General features: G+C 68.8%; 13 protein-coding genes. All 13 read right to left on the bottom strand.

Features of this window, described 5'->3' with window-relative positions; genetic code table 11:
* Positions 1-21: 21 nt before the first annotated feature.
* Positions 22-1,281 (bottom strand): hypothetical protein, encoded by a 1,260-nt coding sequence (locus ACZ1DY_RS35945; RefSeq protein ID WP_465482336.1) that lies wholly within the window; start codon positions 1,279-1,281, stop codon positions 22-24.
* The gene (locus tag ACZ1DY_RS35940) at positions 1,278-1,610 is read right to left on the bottom strand and encodes a type VII secretion target (RefSeq protein WP_321183296.1); all 333 of its coding nucleotides are present in this window, start codon (positions 1,608-1,610) and stop codon (positions 1,278-1,280) included. Before ACZ1DY_RS35940 ends, ACZ1DY_RS35945 begins: the two co-directional genes overlap by 4 nt.
* Positions 1,607-2,179: a YbaB/EbfC family nucleoid-associated protein gene (locus ACZ1DY_RS35935; protein ID WP_257484558.1), complete on the bottom strand. Its 573-nt coding sequence runs from the start codon at positions 2,177-2,179 to the stop codon at positions 1,607-1,609. Before ACZ1DY_RS35935 ends, ACZ1DY_RS35940 begins: the two co-directional genes overlap by 4 nt.
* Positions 2,180-2,406: 227 nt before the next feature.
* Positions 2,407-3,003, bottom strand: a complete 597-nt coding sequence (locus ACZ1DY_RS35930) for an AAA family ATPase (RefSeq protein ID WP_465482335.1) — start codon at positions 3,001-3,003, stop codon at positions 2,407-2,409.
* 9 nt (positions 3,004-3,012) lie between these two features.
* Complete coding sequence (locus tag ACZ1DY_RS35925) at positions 3,013-3,657, bottom strand: SRPBCC family protein (RefSeq protein WP_465482334.1); 645 nt, start codon at positions 3,655-3,657, stop codon at positions 3,013-3,015.
* A gap of 193 nt (positions 3,658-3,850) precedes the next feature.
* Positions 3,851-4,429, bottom strand: a complete 579-nt coding sequence (locus ACZ1DY_RS35920) for a TIGR03086 family metal-binding protein (RefSeq protein ID WP_465482333.1) — start codon at positions 4,427-4,429, stop codon at positions 3,851-3,853.
* Positions 4,430-4,437: 8 nt separating this feature from the next.
* Complete coding sequence (locus tag ACZ1DY_RS35915; RefSeq protein ID WP_257484562.1) at positions 4,438-5,421, bottom strand: alpha-ketoacid dehydrogenase subunit beta; 984 nt, start codon at positions 5,419-5,421, stop codon at positions 4,438-4,440.
* Entirely contained in the window at positions 5,418-6,392 is a 975-nt protein-coding gene (locus ACZ1DY_RS35910; protein ID WP_465482332.1) for a thiamine pyrophosphate-dependent dehydrogenase E1 component subunit alpha, read from the bottom strand. Before ACZ1DY_RS35910 ends, ACZ1DY_RS35915 begins: the two co-directional genes overlap by 4 nt.
* On the bottom strand, positions 6,389-11,149 hold the full coding sequence (locus ACZ1DY_RS35905; RefSeq protein ID WP_465482331.1) for an amino acid adenylation domain-containing protein: 4,761 nt from the start codon (positions 11,147-11,149) through the stop codon (positions 6,389-6,391). The genes ACZ1DY_RS35910 and ACZ1DY_RS35905 overlap by 4 nt, the downstream gene beginning before the upstream one ends.
* Before the next feature lie 11 nt (positions 11,150-11,160).
* Complete coding sequence (locus ACZ1DY_RS35900) at positions 11,161-13,131, bottom strand: amino acid adenylation domain-containing protein (protein WP_465482330.1); 1,971 nt, start codon at positions 13,129-13,131, stop codon at positions 11,161-11,163.
* Positions 13,100-14,311 carry a cytochrome P450 gene (locus ACZ1DY_RS35895; protein WP_465482329.1) on the bottom strand — a complete coding sequence of 404 codons (1,212 nt, stop codon included), beginning with the start codon at positions 14,309-14,311 and terminating at the stop codon, positions 13,100-13,102. Before ACZ1DY_RS35895 ends, ACZ1DY_RS35900 begins: the two co-directional genes overlap by 32 nt.
* Positions 14,308-15,456, bottom strand: coding sequence for an LLM class flavin-dependent oxidoreductase (locus ACZ1DY_RS35890; RefSeq protein ID WP_126732628.1), 1,149 nt, complete (start codon positions 15,454-15,456; stop codon positions 14,308-14,310). Before ACZ1DY_RS35890 ends, ACZ1DY_RS35895 begins: the two co-directional genes overlap by 4 nt.
* Positions 15,457-15,493: 37 nt before the next feature.
* Complete coding sequence (locus ACZ1DY_RS35885; protein WP_034309004.1) at positions 15,494-15,757, bottom strand: acyl carrier protein; 264 nt, start codon at positions 15,755-15,757, stop codon at positions 15,494-15,496.
* Positions 15,758-16,030: the final 273 nt, after the last annotated feature.

Raw genomic sequence — 16,030 nt, 5'->3', positions numbered from 1 at the left:
CGGTACAGGGCCGCCTGCCCCTTACTGCTCTTCCTTCTCCTCCGGCGGTGTCTCTTTCACGGCGGGCGGGATGGCCTTCGTCAACTCGACGATGGTCTTCCCCGCCATGCCCGACGCGCCGTAGGTCGGGTCGCTGAGGATTTTGAGCCCCTTCTCGAGCTTGTCGAGCGCGTCCGCCGCCTTCGGGAACCTCGTTTTCAGGTCACCGATCGGGAAGCTGTTCCAGTAGTCGTACCGCTCCAAGATCTTCTTGGCGTCGGGATGCCCCTCCAACTCCTTCGCCAGCTTCTCGCGCACCACCCTCGGGGGTATGTCGCTGAGCTTCTCCGGTTTGGGCTTCGGAGCGTCGGGCGTCGCGTCCGGAGTGCCGTCGCCCGGCTTCGGGGGCGGGCCTTCGATCGGCTTCTTGCCACCGGGCATCGGTGTTCCACCAGCGGGTTTCGGCTTGGGCAGGGTGATCTTGCCGCCGCCGAGGGTCAGCTTGACGACGTCGTCGGCCGCGCCGCGGGTCTTCGCCAGGATCTTGAGCATCTCGGCGAGCTTCTTGGCGACGTCGGCGATCTGCTTGGCGATCTTGGCGATCGCCACGGCGACCGTGCTCATGATGGAGGTGATCGCCGCGATGATCGAACCGCCGAAGGTGACCGGCGCCAGTGCCACCGCCACGATCGCCGCCTTGAGGATGCCCGCCAGCGTCATGGCGATGATGTCGCGGACGATGCCGCGGACGGCGCCGATGACCGCGCCGGCGATCCCCATCTGCTTGCCCGCGAACTCGATGTACCCGGCGAGCGCCTCGATCTGGGCGGCGACGCCCTCCATGTCGGCCCGGAAGGTGTCGGCGGACTCGCCCGTCCACTTCTCCATGAACTTCTTGGTGGCGGCGTCGTGGTCCTTCGCCCACTCCCGCACCTCCGCGCCCTCTTTGTAGATCGCGGTCTTGGCCGCCTCGATGCCCTTCGGGTCTCCCAGCAGGAAGTCCAACGGCCAGCGGAAGATGACGATGTGCTCGATCAGCCAGCCGATCCCGGCGGTGAGCAGCGATCCGATCGGATCGGCGACCATGCCGAGGATCTCGATCGCCATCCCCGCCGAGGCCAGTCCGATGCTGAGGCTGTCCCCTTCGTCGACGGCTTTCTTCAGCGAGAACGCGGAATCGAAGAAGCCCGCGCCCGTGGTGTCGCCGCTGCCCGCGAGGAAGCTGTTCTTCTCGTCCTTGAAGTCGCTGGCCTTCGTGCCGGTGTTGTTCCCGAAATCGTTGCGGTGGTACTCGTCGCTCACTTGACCTTCACCTCGTCGATCCCCTTGCCGGCGTCGGTGATCAGCTTCTCGGTCTCCTGCTCGTTGGCGTTGTACTTCTTCGCGGCTTCGCGAAGCCTGTCCGAGAACTCCTGCACGTTCTCCGAGTACTTGTTGAGGTGGTCCCGCGCCTTCCCGCAGTGCATGCTCGCGCCGGCGCCGTAGATCTGGCCGCCGAAAATGCCGAAGATGCCGGGATCCGCCACGCAACTGCCCACCATGTCCGCGCTCTTCCGCAGCGCGTCCTCGAGTCTGCCGAGGTGACCGGCGAACTCGTTCATGGTTTCCGTGTCGACACCGAATCCGGTCACCAGGGGCTCATCTCATCGTCGTCGGGGGAGGCCGGTCGCCGGGGTCGCGGCGCCGGGGGGTTCGGCGGCCGCACGGGACGGCCGGGCTGCGGCGGCATCGGGGGACCGGCCTGCGGTGGCGGCGGCCGGTATCCCGCCTGCGGACGCGGCGGCTCGTTGTGCGCCTCCGGCGCCCACTTGTCCTGTTCCGGGTCGCCCGGCGCGGTCTCCTCGTCCTCCACCTTCGGCAGGAAGGTGCGGACCAGTTGCGCGGCCTCGTCTTCACCGTTGATCTCGGTGTAGGACTCGGTGACCTTCTCGACGGTCCTGCGCTGGGCCGTGCGCACCGTCTGCATGACCAGAGAAGAGAGCCGGGCCGGTCCCAGCGAGGTGGCCCGGTTGCCGAACTCGATGGCGCTCAACGAGCCGTTGGCCTCGACCGTCACCGTCACCGAGCCGTCGGGAGAGGTCACCGTGGACGCCGAGGCGGTGAACGCGGCCGTCAGGGCTTGGGCTTTTTCCTCGAGTTTCTTGGCCTCTCGCTCCAAAAGGAGCGCGAAGTCCTCACCTGCGTCGAAATTGGGTTGCATGCGTCGCCTTGGCCTGGTTGGGATGGGAACACGATCGGCGGAAATACGAGGTCGACGAGGCGGAACACCCTCGGCTTCCCAGCACGGAGGGTGGACCGGCCGTCCCGGCCCGCCCGTATCGTTACCACCGGGCGCGTACCGGGACAACCCCGGTGATCAAGGACTGCCCGAAAGGTCCGCGGGGGGGTGGCGGTTCGGGGCAGCCGCCCGCTGTCCTCATCGGACAGTCACCCGCCGGCGCCGTAGCGGAGGTTCCGGGCGAACGGCCCGTCGAGCCAGCGATCGACCTGGCGCTGACCACGCAGCCGGACGACGACGAGGTCCGGATACCGGTTCTCGACGATGACCTTGCGCACGCGTGCCCGGATCATCGGGTGGTAGCGCCAGGCGAGCTTGACGATGTGATCGCGATCGGTGAAGAACGTGCGCAGCGGGCCCTCGACGTTGCCGCCGGCGATCTTCGAACCGCGCCCCACGCGGCGCTTCAGTGTCCGCACGATCGTGCGCGCCACGGTCATGGCGCGCGGATGATCGAGCCAGACCAGGACGTCCAGCCGCTCGGTCATCCGTTCCCGGACCTCTTCGCCCTGCCATTCGATGGCCCATTCGTCACCGGCCACGAATTCCAGGACGTCGGCCTGCCAGGTCTCCCGCACCGTCCAGCCCGGCGCGTGGAAGAAGGACTCGAATTCGACGAACGGGATCCCCATGCGTTCACACAGGGTTCGCGCCAGCGTCGATTTGCCGGATCCCGCGGGGCCCGCCACCGCGACCCGCCGGACCCGGTGTCCGGGAAGCGCGTCGGCGGGCCCGATGATCTCCATGCGAGGAGCTTATTGGTTCCGGCTTTCGGCGGCCTTCTTCAGGTCCTTCAGCCAGATTTCGAGGCCCTGCCCGAGCATCGCGGTGGAGCCGGGCACGTCCTTGTCGACCTGCGGGCCGGTGTGGCTCTCCTCGGTGCGCACGATGACGCCGCCGGCGACCTTGACGAAGTTCCAGACGTGGACGCCGTCGATGTGCATGCCGCCGGGGCCGTCGAGGGGCCCGGTCCAGCGGATGCATTTGCCGGGCTGGAGTTGCCGGACGGTGGAAACGATGGTCACGTCACCGGGCGGGTAGGGCATACCGGGCGGGACGGGAATGGTCCGCTGGAAGCGGGAATGCTTACGCAACGGGCCGTCGTCCAGGCGTTTCATGGTGACGGGGATGGCGGGGTTCTGCCAGGACGGCCAGGCCTCCACGTCGGTCTGCAGGTTCCAGATGGTGCGTATCGGTGCCTTGACGAAGATCTCGGTCCGGTAGTGCACCTTGGCGGATCGGTCGATGCCTTTGCCTTGGCAGGTGAGCGAAGCCGGCTTGGTGTGGTGGTCGGGAGCCGCCTGGGCGGGCGCCGTGGCGCCGAGGACGCCGGCGAGGGCCAGCGGGAGTGTGAGCAGGGCGGCGCGGCTGGTGATCCGGCGGCGTGCGGTGCGGAACATGACACTTCCCCTTCGATGCGTTAGCGCTTGTCGCTATAGTTAGAACCTATAGCGATCGCGCCGTGGGCGTCAAGGTGAAGGTGAAGCGAGTCGGTGCGGCTGGTCGTGAGTGGCGTTTCGGGTTCTAACCCGAAACGCCACTCACGACCACCTGGACCGAAGGCTCGCCATCGCCACGCGCGAAACGCCGGGCTCAGGCCGAGCGGCCGAGGAAGGCCAGAAACCGCTCCTGCGGGCCGGCGTCCGCGGGCGGTTTCACCCGCGGTCCGAAGGTCCCCGGCGTGCGGCTGATGATCAGCCGGGCCAGCGAGAACGACGGCGCGACGATGTCCGGATCCATGCGCACGTCCTGCCCGAGCGCGGAACCGATGTCCCAGGTGTGCACCAGCGTGTCGAACGTCAGCAGCGCCAGGTAGTCCGTGACCGTCGCATCAGGACGGTTGGCGACGTACCACGCGGGAGCGGGTCGGACGAGCAGCTCGCCGGTGACGGCGGCATCGGCCGCTTCCCTGGCCGTGCGCCACGCGGCCAGCGGGTCTTCACCGGCCAGCTCGCCGGGCTTCGCCGAACCCGCGGGCCCGTTCTCCACCGTGAACTCCCGGCCCGACGCGTGATGGCGCAGCACCTCCAGTCCCCAGATGACGTGCCCGGTCACGTCGCGCACCGTCCAGTGTTCGCACGCCGAGGCCGCGTCCCACTGGTCCGGCCGCACGGTGGCGAGCACGGCGTCGAAGGCGTCCTGGGTCCGCCGGTAACGATCCGAGGTTTCCATGGGTCCTCCTACCGCAGTACCGCGTCGACGGCGGCCGTCAGTTCCGCCGCCCCGGGCACCAGGGCCTTGTCGAGGGCGAGGGCGTACGGGATCACGGTGCCGTCCGGGCGGCAGACCCGCCTCGGGGGTGCCACCAGATCGAACTCCTCGGCCGCCGTCGCGACGATCTCCGCGCCCAGCCCGCACATGCGGTTCGAGTCGTCGATCACGATCAGCCGCCCGGTCTTGTCGACCGACTTGCGCAGGCACTCCCAGTCGAACGGGTACACCGTGCGCGGGTCGACGATCTCGATGTCGACCCGGTCCGCGAGGCTCTCGGCGACCTCGATCGCCGTACCGACGTGCTGGCCCACCGCCACGACCGTCAGGTCGCCGCCTTCCCGGACGACGTTCGCCTGCCCCAGCGGCACGATGTCCTCTTCGCCCGCGTACGAGACGTCCGTCGCGCCCAGCAGCGGAGAGGGAGCGAACACGGCCACCGGATCCGGATCCTGGATCGCCGCCCGCAGCAGCCCGTACGCGTCGGCGGCCAGACCCGGGACGACGGTCTTGATCCCCGCGTGCGCGAGCAGGCTGTACGGGTTGTCCGAATGCTGGCCCGCCCAGCCGAACCGCGAACCCGATCCGGACACGAGATAGGTGACCGGGATCCGGACCTGTCCACCGGTCATCAGGGAGAACTTGTGGGCCTGGTTCACGATCTGTTCGAAGACCAGGTAGATCAGCGAGGAGATCTGGAACTCGATCACCGGTTTCCTGCCCGCCATCGCCGCACCGGTCCCGAAACTGGTGAAGGCCTGTTCGGACAGCGGGGTGTCCAGCACCCGCTCCGGGCCGAACCGGGGCAGCAGCCCCGAAGTGACCCCGCTCGCCCCGACGCCGACGTCCTCGCCGAGCAGGAAGACGTCCTCGTCGGCAGCCATCTCGGCGTGCAGGGCGCGGTTCATCGCGTGCATGTAGCCGAAGTTCTCCGGTGAAGGCAGCCCGCTCACAGGATCACCCCCGGCCGGACGGCGGTGGCTCCCGCGTACAGATACATGAGTGCGTCCTTCGGGTCGGGCGACGGGGCGTTCTTCGCGAACTCGACCGCCTCGTCGATGGTTTCCTTGACAGCCGCGTCGATCCCGGCGACGACGTCTTCGCCGAGCTGATCGCCCAGTAGCGGGATCGGGTCCTTCGTGCGCCAAAGGGCGACCTCGTCGGGGTCGCGGAACTCGACCCCGAGGAGTTCGAGCACGGAATGGTGCCCGAAGAACCGGTACGTCCGGCATTCCAGGAACGCCGGGCCCCGCCCCGCGCGAACCCCTTCGAGCAGTTCGGCCGCGGCGCTCTCCACCGCTTCGACGTCCATGCCGTCGACGCTGCGTGAAACCAGCCCGAAGCCTTCGGCGCGCCGGACCGCGCCCCCCGCCAGCCCCGCTTCGAGTTTGAGGCTCGTCGCGTACTGGTTGTTCTCGCAGACGAACAGCACCGGCAGCGACCAGATCGCGGCCAGGTTGAAGGCTTCCAGCAGGACACCCTGGCTCATCGCCCCGTCGCCGAAGAAGCTGACGACGACGTCGGAATCGCCGCGGGCTTTGGCCGCCCACGCGGCGCCGGAGGCGATCGCGCCGCCCGCGCCCACGATTCCGTTGGCGCCCAGGATGCCCAGCTTCATGTCCGCCGCGTGCATCGATCCGCCGCGGCCCTTGTTGAACCCTTCGAGGGTGCCGAGGAGTTCGGCGAGCAGGCGGCGCGGTTCCGCGCCCTTCGCCAGCACGTGACCGTGGCCCCGATGGGTGCTGGTGATGCCGTCGCGTTCGGTCAGGTTCGCGCAGATGCCCACCGCGACGGCCTCCTGCCCGATGTACGGGTGGATCCCGCCGTCGATCTCCCCGGCGATGGCCATCGCCAGGCAGCGCTCTTCGAACTCGCGGATCAGTTTCATGGACCGGTACAGGGCCGGCCGGTTCTCACGGGTCATTTTCGCGACAGCCCTTCAGCAGTGGTCCGGACGAGCATTCGGTCGACGTAACGGAGCAGCGCGCCGTCGTCGGGGCTCGGCACGACGACGGGCTCGAATTCGCTGCTCGGGCGGCCGCTCGACGAAGTGGAGCCGAAGAGCAGCTTGAGGATGGCGTGTTCCTCGGGGGAATGGGCTTCGAGAGCGGAGAGCCAATCCGCCACGGGCAGGGTGCCGATGTCGGTACCGGCGTTGCGCAGGAGCTCGACCAGGTACGTCAGCCGCATCGGCCGTTCGCCCGCCAGCACGAACCGGCCGCCGTCCGGCCGCCGGTCCAGGCCGAGCCGGGCGAGCGCGCCCGCCGTCTCGTCGACCGCGATCCACGGTTCCTCGATCTCGGTGTCGGGCGCGGCGCCGAGTTCGAGGATGTTCCGCAGCACCCGCAGCATGATGTCCCGCGTGTTCCCCTGCCCGGTCCTCGAATCCCCGACGATCCGGGGCAGACGGCAGATCTCCGCCGGTATCCCGCGCTCGTACGCGGTGATGACCAGCTGCTCCGCGTGCGCCTTGGTCTCCGCGTATCCGCTGCGGGAGCCGTTCTCCTCACCGGCGGAAATGGTCGACACGAACTGCAGCCGCTTGAGCCGGGTGGTGGCCGCCAGCCGGATCAGCTCGCGGGTGCCGCCCACGTTGGCGCCTTCGAGTTGTTCGTAGCTGGAGAGCGCGTCGACCCAGGCGCCGTTGTGGCAGATCAGGTCGATTTCGCCCGCGAGCCGCGCGAACACCGTGTCGGTCAGCCCGAGTCCGGGTGCCGCGAGATCGCCGGGGATCACGCTGATCCGGTTCTCGTCGACGTCGTCCCGCAGGCCGTAGCGGTCCAGGTTTTCGCGCAGCCGCCGCCATCCAGACCGTTCGTCGGCGGCACGGACGAGGCAGTGCACCCGCACGTTCTCGCGCGCCAGCAGCTCGCGGACCAGGTACGCCCCGACGAATCCGGTGGCACCGGTGAGCAGTATTTCCGACACGGCACCGGATCCCCGCGGTGGCAACGACTCCGGGAGGACACCGCGCAACAGTGCCGGCGGATCGAACGAACGCACGGTGGTCCGCCGGTCGCCGTTGATCTCTTCGGCCAGCTTCGCGATCGTGGGCCGCTCGAACAGCGTCCGCAGTGGCAGGTCGATCCGCAGGGTCTCCCCGATCCGGACCGCGAGTTGCGCGGCCTTCAGGGAATGCCCGCCGACGTCGAAGAAGCTCTCGTCCCTGCCGACGGTTTCACGGCCGAGGACCTGCGCCCAGATCGCCGCCAGCTTCTCCTCGGTCGGGTTTCGCGGCGGGGCGGCCTCGTCCGCACGGGTGCCGTCTCCGGGTTCCGGCAGCGCCCGGACGTCCAGTTTCCCGTTGATGGTCAACGGGAGTTCGGGAAGCGACACGAACGCAGAGGGCACCAGGTACTCCGGCAGCTCCCGGCGCAGCTCCGCACGCAGAGCGGTGCCGTCGACGTTGCCCTTGAGATAGGCGACGAGCCGCTTCTGACCCGAGCCGTCCTCAAGGGCGACGACGGCGGCCTGGGTGATCTCCGGCCGGGCCAGCAGCGCGGCTTCGATCTCGCGGGGTTCGACGCGGAAGCCGCGGATCTTGACCTGGTCGTCGACGCGGCCGAGATACTCGAGATCGCCGTCGGCGTTGTACCGCACGACGTCCCCGGTCCGGTAGAGCCGCTCACCGGTCGGCTCGTGGTGGGGGACGAACTGTTCCTCGGTGAGTTCCGGCTGTCCCCGATAGCCCCGGGCGACACCGGGGCCCGCCACGTGGAGTTCGCCCGGCACCCCGGTCGGCGTGAGCCCGCCACGCTCGTCGAGGACGTAGACCCGCGTGTTCCCGAGCGGACGGCCGATCGGGATTCCCTTGGCGTTCTCGGGAACAGGGGCGGTGATCGGGTGACACGTGGCGAACGTCGTGCACTCGGTGGGGCCGTATCCGTTGAAGAACTTCGTGCCGGGCAGCGCGGCGACGGCACGGCGGACATGGGTGACGGACAGCGCTTCACCGCCGACGAGCAGATTCCGGAGCCCGGTCAGCGCCGCGGTGTCCTCGTCGACGATGTGGTTGAACAACGACGAGGTCAGCCACGCCGTGCTGATCCGGTGCCGGGTGATCGCGTCCGCGAGCGGCCGGGCGGTGAGCACTCGTTCGGTGGAGACGACGCAGGTCGCTCCGGTGAGCAGAGCGCCCCAGATCTCGAAGGTGGCCGCGTCGAAGGAGATCGCCGACGCGTGCAGCACCACCTCGTCCGGGCCGAGGATGCCGTCCGGCAGCCCGGTGACCAGCCGGATGATCGACCGGTGCTCGATCTCGACGCCTTTGGGACGGCCGGTCGAGCCGGAGGTGTAGATGACATAGGCCAGGTCGCGCGGGCCTACCTCGGTCTCGAGGGCGGCCGATGGTTCCTGGTCGAGCGTGGGATCGGCGATCAGATCGGTCGTGATCACCAACCGCGCCCGGCCGTCGGCGAGCAGGAGCCGTTGGCGCTCCTCGGGATACTCCGGGTCGATCGGCAGATAGGCGGCGCCGGTCTTGAGGATCGCGAGCAACGCGGTGATCAGGCCGGGGGAGCGCGGCAGGCAGACCCCGATGACGGTCCCCGGTCCGGCGCCCAGCGTGCGCAGCCGGTGCGCGAGCCGGTTGGACCGGACGTCGAGTTCCTCGTACGTCACGGAATCGTCGCCGCAGACCAGCGCTGTCGCTTGTGGACGGTCGCGCACCTGTGCGGCGAACACCGCGGGCACCGTCGCCGGGGAGGGCAGCTGGGTGGTCGTGGCGTTCCAGTCCTCGGTCAGCAGGCGGACCTCGGAATCGCCCATCATCGGCCAAGCGGAAAGCGGCCGTTCGGGCTCGGCCACGGCGGACGCGAGCAGCCGCCGGAAGTGCCGGACGAAGCGTTCGATCGTGACCTGGTCGAACACTTCGGCGTTGTAGTCGATCCGCGCCTCCAGCACCCCGGCCCGGTCCGACACGAGGCATTCGAGATCGAACGGTTCCGAGCGGCTCCCGGCCGGTGCGACGGCCGACAACGGCTCGTCCACCACCCGGAGCACGACCTGGGCTAGAGGATTGCGGCTGAAGTCCTGTCGCGGCGCGAATTCCTCGACGAGACGCTCGAAGGGGACGTCCTGGTTCGCGTACGCGCCGAGCGTGGTCTCCCGCACGCGGCCGAGCAGCTCCGCGAAAGTGGGATCGCCGGAAAGGTCGGTGCGCAGCACCAGCATCTTCGCCTCGGGCGCGGGAACACCGACCGTGACGTCGGTGGTGCGGGCGTAGCGGGACAGTACGACGTCGAAGGCCGCCAGCAGGGTCATGAACAGGGTGGCGTCATGACGGCGGCCCGCTTCACGGACATGCGGATCCACGGTGAAGGAGAGCGAGCCGGCGCGATAGGACGCCACCGGCGGGCGTGCGCGGTCCGTCGGCAGCTCCAGCGCCGCGGGCAGGCCGTCGAGTTTTTTGCGCCAGTAGTCGAGCTGCCCGCGCAATGCCTCGAAAAGCGGCTCGTCGGGGTGTTCCAGCATGTGTTCGACCAGCCGGACGAGCCTGCCGACGAGCCGGGTGGCGGTGGAGCGGTCGAAAAGGCTGGTGCGGAACACCAGAGAGCCGTGCAACTTCCCGTCCTGCACATGGGTGACCAGTTCCAGATCGAACCGGGTCGCCACCCCGGCCCATGGCACGCTGGAGATCTCGTCTTCGCCGTCGGCGGGGATCTCGCCGTTGTGCACGACCACGACGTCGAAGATCGCGTTGCGCCCGGCGTCCCGTTCCGGCCGGACTTCCGCGACCACCTGGTCGAACGGTGCCTGCTGATGGGCGTAGGCGTCGACCATCTTGGTGCGCGTCACCTTCAGCAGCTCGCGGAACGACATCGACGGCGTGATGCGGGCGCGCAGCACCACGGTGTTCACGAAGAAGCCGAGGACGTCGGCGAACCTGCGGTCGTCCCGACCGGCCAGTACCGTGCCGATCGTGATGTCCTCCTGTCCTGAATGGAGGGACAGCAGGGCCTGGAACACCGCGGCCACGGCACTGGACAGCGCGCAACGGTTCCGCAGCGCGAAGGAACTGAAGGCTTTCGTCAGGTCGGCGGGCAATTCGAAATCGACGTGGTCGCCCGCGAAGCCGGGGTTGCCCGAACGCGGCCGGTCCGCCGGCAGCCGAAGCGGCTCGAATCCGTCGAGCTCACGCCGCCAGTAGTCGATGTGCTCCGCCACCGAATCGGCGGCCGCGCGCTGCGACGCGACGTACTCCTCGTAAGTCACCTCCAGCGGCGCTGGAGTCTCCGAACGGTACAGCTTGACGACGTCCTCGGTCACGATCTGGATGGACCGCCCGTCGGTGATGATGTGGTGGTTCACCACGCACAACACCGCCGAGCCGTCGGCGCATTCGACGACCATCGCGCGGATGGGCGGCGCCGCCGCGAGGTCGAACGGCTCGCTGACCAGATCGGCCGTGTGCTTCCGCCAGTCGTCGTCGGCCGCGGTGCGCCGGGCCACCGGGATGCGGAAACCCGGGGTCGGCACGGCGGCGGGCGTCCCGGACTCGTCCACGACGAACCGCCAGCGCAGCACCGGATGCCGTTCGACGAGCGCGCCGAGCGCCCGGTCGAGCACGGCGAAGTCGACACCGTGGTGGAACCGGAAGACGATCGGGATGTTGTACGCGGCGCTGGTCCGGTCGAGTTGCTGCACCAGCCACAGCCGCTCCTGCCCGAGCGACAACCTCATCGATTTCTCCTTCATCGGGCGTTCGCGATCAGGGCCTGTTCGTCGACTTTCCCGTTGCGGGTCAGCGGGATCTCGTCGACCACCACCCAGAGGGCGGGTAACGCGTAGCTCGGGAGCAGCCGCGACAGGAACGCCCGCAAGGTGCGGGGTCCGGTGTCCTTGCCGGGCCGCACGACGATGGCCGCCACGAGCTGAGGACTTTGGTTCTCCTGCCGGGAAACGACGATCACGGCGTCGCGGATACCGGGGTGACCGGCGAGGACGGTGGCGATCTCCTCGGTTTCGATGCGATGCCCGTCGAGTTTGACCTGCTTGTCCGCGCGGCCGAGGAAGACCACGTTCCCGTCCGGGGCGAGCCGGACCAGATCTCCCGTGCGGTACAGGCGTTCGTCCACATCGGGGGAGAAGTGGCCGAAGCGCCGCTTCGTCTCGGTCTCGTCGTCCAGGTACCCGTCGGCCAGGCCCGCTCCGGCCGCGTACAGCTCGCCGACGCCGCCGGGCGGGACGAGCCGGGCGTTCCGGTCGAGCACGAAGACCTTCGTGCCGGCGATCGGCCTCCCGATGGGCAGGGGGCCGTCGATCTCCGCGCTGCCGCGCACGGTGTGCGTGGTCGTGAACGTGGTGTTCTCGGTGGGCCCGTAGCCGTTCGTGAGCACCAGCCCCGGGTAGGACCCGAGCACCCGCGCCGCCGCGTCGTGCGGTACGACCTCGCCTCCGCTCAGCAGCCAGCGGAGTCCGGCGAGCGCCTGCGGCCGGGAGTTCGCGACCAGCCGGAACAGGCTGGCGGTCAGCCAGGCGACGGAGACCTTCCGCTCGACGAAGAACTTCTCGAGCGCCCTGACCGTCGGAAGCCGTCCGGGAAAGGCCTCCAGTGTCGCGCCGTTGAGCAAGGTCACCCAGATCTCGTACGTCGACGCGTCGAAGGCCAGCGGCGCCATCCGCAGGACACGGTCACCCGGGCGCGGCTGGAGCTCCGTCGTCCGCGCGAGCCGCGTGACCGCGCGATGCGGGACGACGACGCCCTTCGGTTCACCGGTGGACCCCGAGGTGAACGCGACGTACGCGGTCCTTTGTGGATTGTCGTGGGCGGGAGCCGGTTCGGGATCCGCGCCGGCTTCCTCGCCGGCGATCCAGGTATCGACCAGGGTGAGCCCGCGCAGAACGGGATGGTCCGCCGTGGTGGCGTCGACCACCGCGGCGGCGGGCGCCAGCTTGCCGATGATCCGCGCCAACCGGGCTTCCGGCGCGTCGTCGTCGAACCCCGCGTACGCGGCTCCGGCACGGACGATCGCGAGCAACGCGACGATCTCCCCGACCGACCTCTTGGTCGCGACGAGCACCGTGTCACCGGGCCGGACCCCGGCGCGACGCAGGACGCCCGCGTACCGGTCGGCCGCCCGCGCGAGCCGCCCGTAGGTCAGCTCGGCGCTCGCGTCACGGACCGCGACCTGCTCCGGGTGAAGCCGCACCTGCTCCAGGAACAGGGTTTCGATGTCCGCCGGTGGAAGGTCGGCGCCGGCCAGCGCGTCGAGGATCCGGCGGCGTTCCGGCGCGATGCAGCGCACGTCCTCCAGCGAACCGTCGAGAAAGGCCAGCTCGCCCACCGCGGTGGCGACGTCGGCGAGGAAACCGTGCTCGGCGTCGGGCACCTCGGTGACGAAGCGGGCCTCCCCGGACCGCAGATCCGCGTGCAGGGAGGCGAGCACGACATCCACCGGCCCGTCCTCGGCGACGCCGACCGGGTGGATCGAGCCCAGGAAGTCCTCGACGCGCGCCTTGTCGTCGACCTGGACCCGGATCACCCGCCCGGCGACCGAGATCGCGACCTCGCTCGCCGCCGTCCACCGGCTCAAGGTGACCGCGAACGCGGCGAGCACCACCTTCGCGCGCTGGTACTCGGAGGGTTCGGCAGCGAGTTCGGCCGTCAGATCGTAGGGAACGGTGAGCGCGTCAGGCATCGCGTTCGCGCTCCAGCCGGACATGGAGGTGATCGGGCCGCCGGAAGATGTGGCCGCGTTCCCGCAGCCGCCAGAACCCCGGCCGGACGCCGTCGAGCGAGCCGCTGAGCCGGACGCCGCCGAACCGGTGCGACAACCGCTCGAACAGCGTGTCGAACTCCGCCAGCGCCAGCTGGATGCCCAGGCAGGTGTGCGGGCCCGACGAGAACGCCAGCAGCCGCTGGTCGGTCCGCTCGGGGCGCCAGGAGTCCGGGTCCTCGAACGCGTTCTCGTCGCGGCTGGCGCTGCCCAGCGACAGCAGGAGCGCGGACCGGCGCGGGACGTCCACCCCGTGCAGGTTCAGGTCCCTTGACGCGTATCGGAGGATGGTGTGGCTCGGCGGTTCCCACCGCAGTGTCTCGCGCACCACCTGGGTCCGGTACTCCTGATCGGCCAGGGCCGACAGGTCGACATTGTGCGCGAGCACCGCGTACATGATCTTGCCGATGGTCGCGACGCTCGTCTCGGTGCCGGCGAGCAGGAAGAGCGTGGCGGTGCCCAGCATGGATTCGTCGAGCGGTTCACCCGGCGGGAACACGAGATCGAGGAACGGCATCCGGTCGCCCTCGCGGCGGTCGGCGAGTTTGCCCTTCAGGTAGTCGATCAGCTCCGCCTTGGCCGCGAGCGCCGAATCCAGCGAGGTCGCGGGGAACTCGATCGCACCCGCCAGCGGCAGCACCCGGGGACGCAGCCAGGCCGCGTCCTCCGGCGGCAACCCGAACAACCGGGTGACCATCGCGTAGGGCACCCCGACCGCGACCCGCTCCATGAACTCGACGTCGACTTCGTCCCTGGCACCCATTTCGGCCTCGATCGAGTCGAGGACCTGGTCCACCGCGGGGATGAGGATCTCCGTGCGCAGCCGTTTCACCGACGCGCCCGCGAACAGCGGCATGAACAGCTTCCGCAGATCGCGGTGGCGGGGTCCGTCGGTGTCCAGCAACGTCCGGCCGAACAGGCGGCGGCTGCTGCGCATCGGGAACCCGCTGCCGACTTCGCGGTCGGCCAGCAGGGCCTGGACGTCTTCGAACCTGGTGACCAGGAAGGCGTTGAACGCCGCCGACCAGTGCACCGGATCCGACCGCCGGAGCTCCTTGTAGATGGGCCAAGGGTCGGCCAGGAACTCGTCGGAACTGAAGTCCAGTTTCACCGGCGCGGTGCTCATTTGTCACCTCCGTTGCCGACCAGCTCGGTCCGGGATTTCAGTTGGCGGGCGGCCTCTTCCGACGTGAGCCGGAGCGATTCGGTCGTGCCGTCGTAGCCGCCGACGAGGGCGGGCACGACCTCGTGCGCGAGCGCGGTCAGCTGGTCGAGGGTCGCGCGGTGCGAAATCCACCTGGGCACGAAGAAGTTCAGCGACACCGGGTCGCCGATCCGGTCCACCAGATCGCGGATCCTGGCGGCGCAGGTCGCGGCGTCGCCGACGATGAACCCGCCCGTGTCGACGAGGTTCTGCAACGTCTTGCGGTGCGCGACCGGCGAATCCGGGATGGGCATGCCCAGCGTGCCCCGGTACAGGCCGCGGCGGAGCGCGGAAAAGCCTTCAAGCAGTTCTTCGACACCTTCGGCGGGAGAGTCCGCGATGTGGACGAAGACGTTGCACCGGATCCGTGTCCCTCCCGCGGATTTGTTCCGGTACGCGTCGATGCGCTCGATCAGCGCGCCGACCGGGTCCGGGTCCATGCCGGGCCGGATGGCGCCCCACGGCGGTGCCACGTGGACGGTCGGGGTCGTCGCCGTGTCGGTCAGGAGCTCGATTCCGGCCGGGCTCAGCGAGGACGCGACGACGGTCTCGATGGTGCCGGGACCCCTCAGCGGCTGAAGCTGGAGCACGGCTTTCTTCACCGTGAACCACGGCGTCGTGGTGTTGACCGTCTCGCCGTTGAGAAGAGCTTGCACGGTCCCCAACGCCGCACGGAAATGGTCGCGAACCGACGCCGGGTCCACCCCGATCATTTCCATGTCGTGGACGTAGGTTCCCGTGCCGACACCCAGGATCGCCCGGCCGGCGGTGAGGTGATCGAGCAGCGTGATCCGTTCCGCGACATGCAAAGGGTGGTGGTAGGGCAGCGGGATCACTCCCGTGGCGAACCGGATCCGGCGCGTTTCGCGGGCCAGCGCCGCCATCAGCATTTCGGGCGAGCTGAGCGTGCTCCAGCCGCTGGAATGGTGCTCACCGAGCCAGATCTCGTCGAAACCCAGGTCGTCGACGAGGCCGCACAGTTCGATGTCGCGCTTCAACGACGCGTGCGGACTGACCGAAGGGTCGTGAAAGGGAGGCAGGAAGCAGCCGAATGCCTTTGCGTTCATCTCAATCCTTTGTCCGGAGGTGGAAGATCGTGCTGCTTCAGGCGGACGGCACCTGTTCGAGCAGGTAGTCGCAGAACTTGTCCACAGTGGTCAGATCCTCGTTCTCTTCGAGGTCGATGAACACGTCGAGCTTCGTCTCGATCTTCTCGATGAGCGCCAGGTACTCGATGGAGCTCATCCCCGTCTCGGGGAACTCCGTGTCCGCTTCGATGGTCTGGTTCTCCAGAACACCGCCCGCGACCTCGGTCAGCAGCGAGAAAATCTGCTGACGCAATTCCGCCCGCGCGTCTTCCGCGTTCATGTGTCCCCTTTGCTGAATCCGCGCACGAGCGCGCGGCCGGATGAATGCTTGATGGCGATTTCACCGCATGCGAAAGCGGCGTTCCATTCGATGATCACGACAGCGGAAAACACCCCAGTGTGCTCGCCGTCGCGCCTCCCAGTGCGCCCGGATCTGGCGTCCGGACTGGCGATTCGACACCATTGTCGCCCGAATCCTCCGCGATCCGCAACAGTCCGGGACGCGGGTCTTCGTCGATTATTTCGCGGTTATGTGAGGAAAGATCACCGTGGA

Source organism: Amycolatopsis sp. PSD-21, from assembly GCF_055561455.1.
This window is presented reverse-complemented; position numbering and strand designations above follow the sequence as displayed.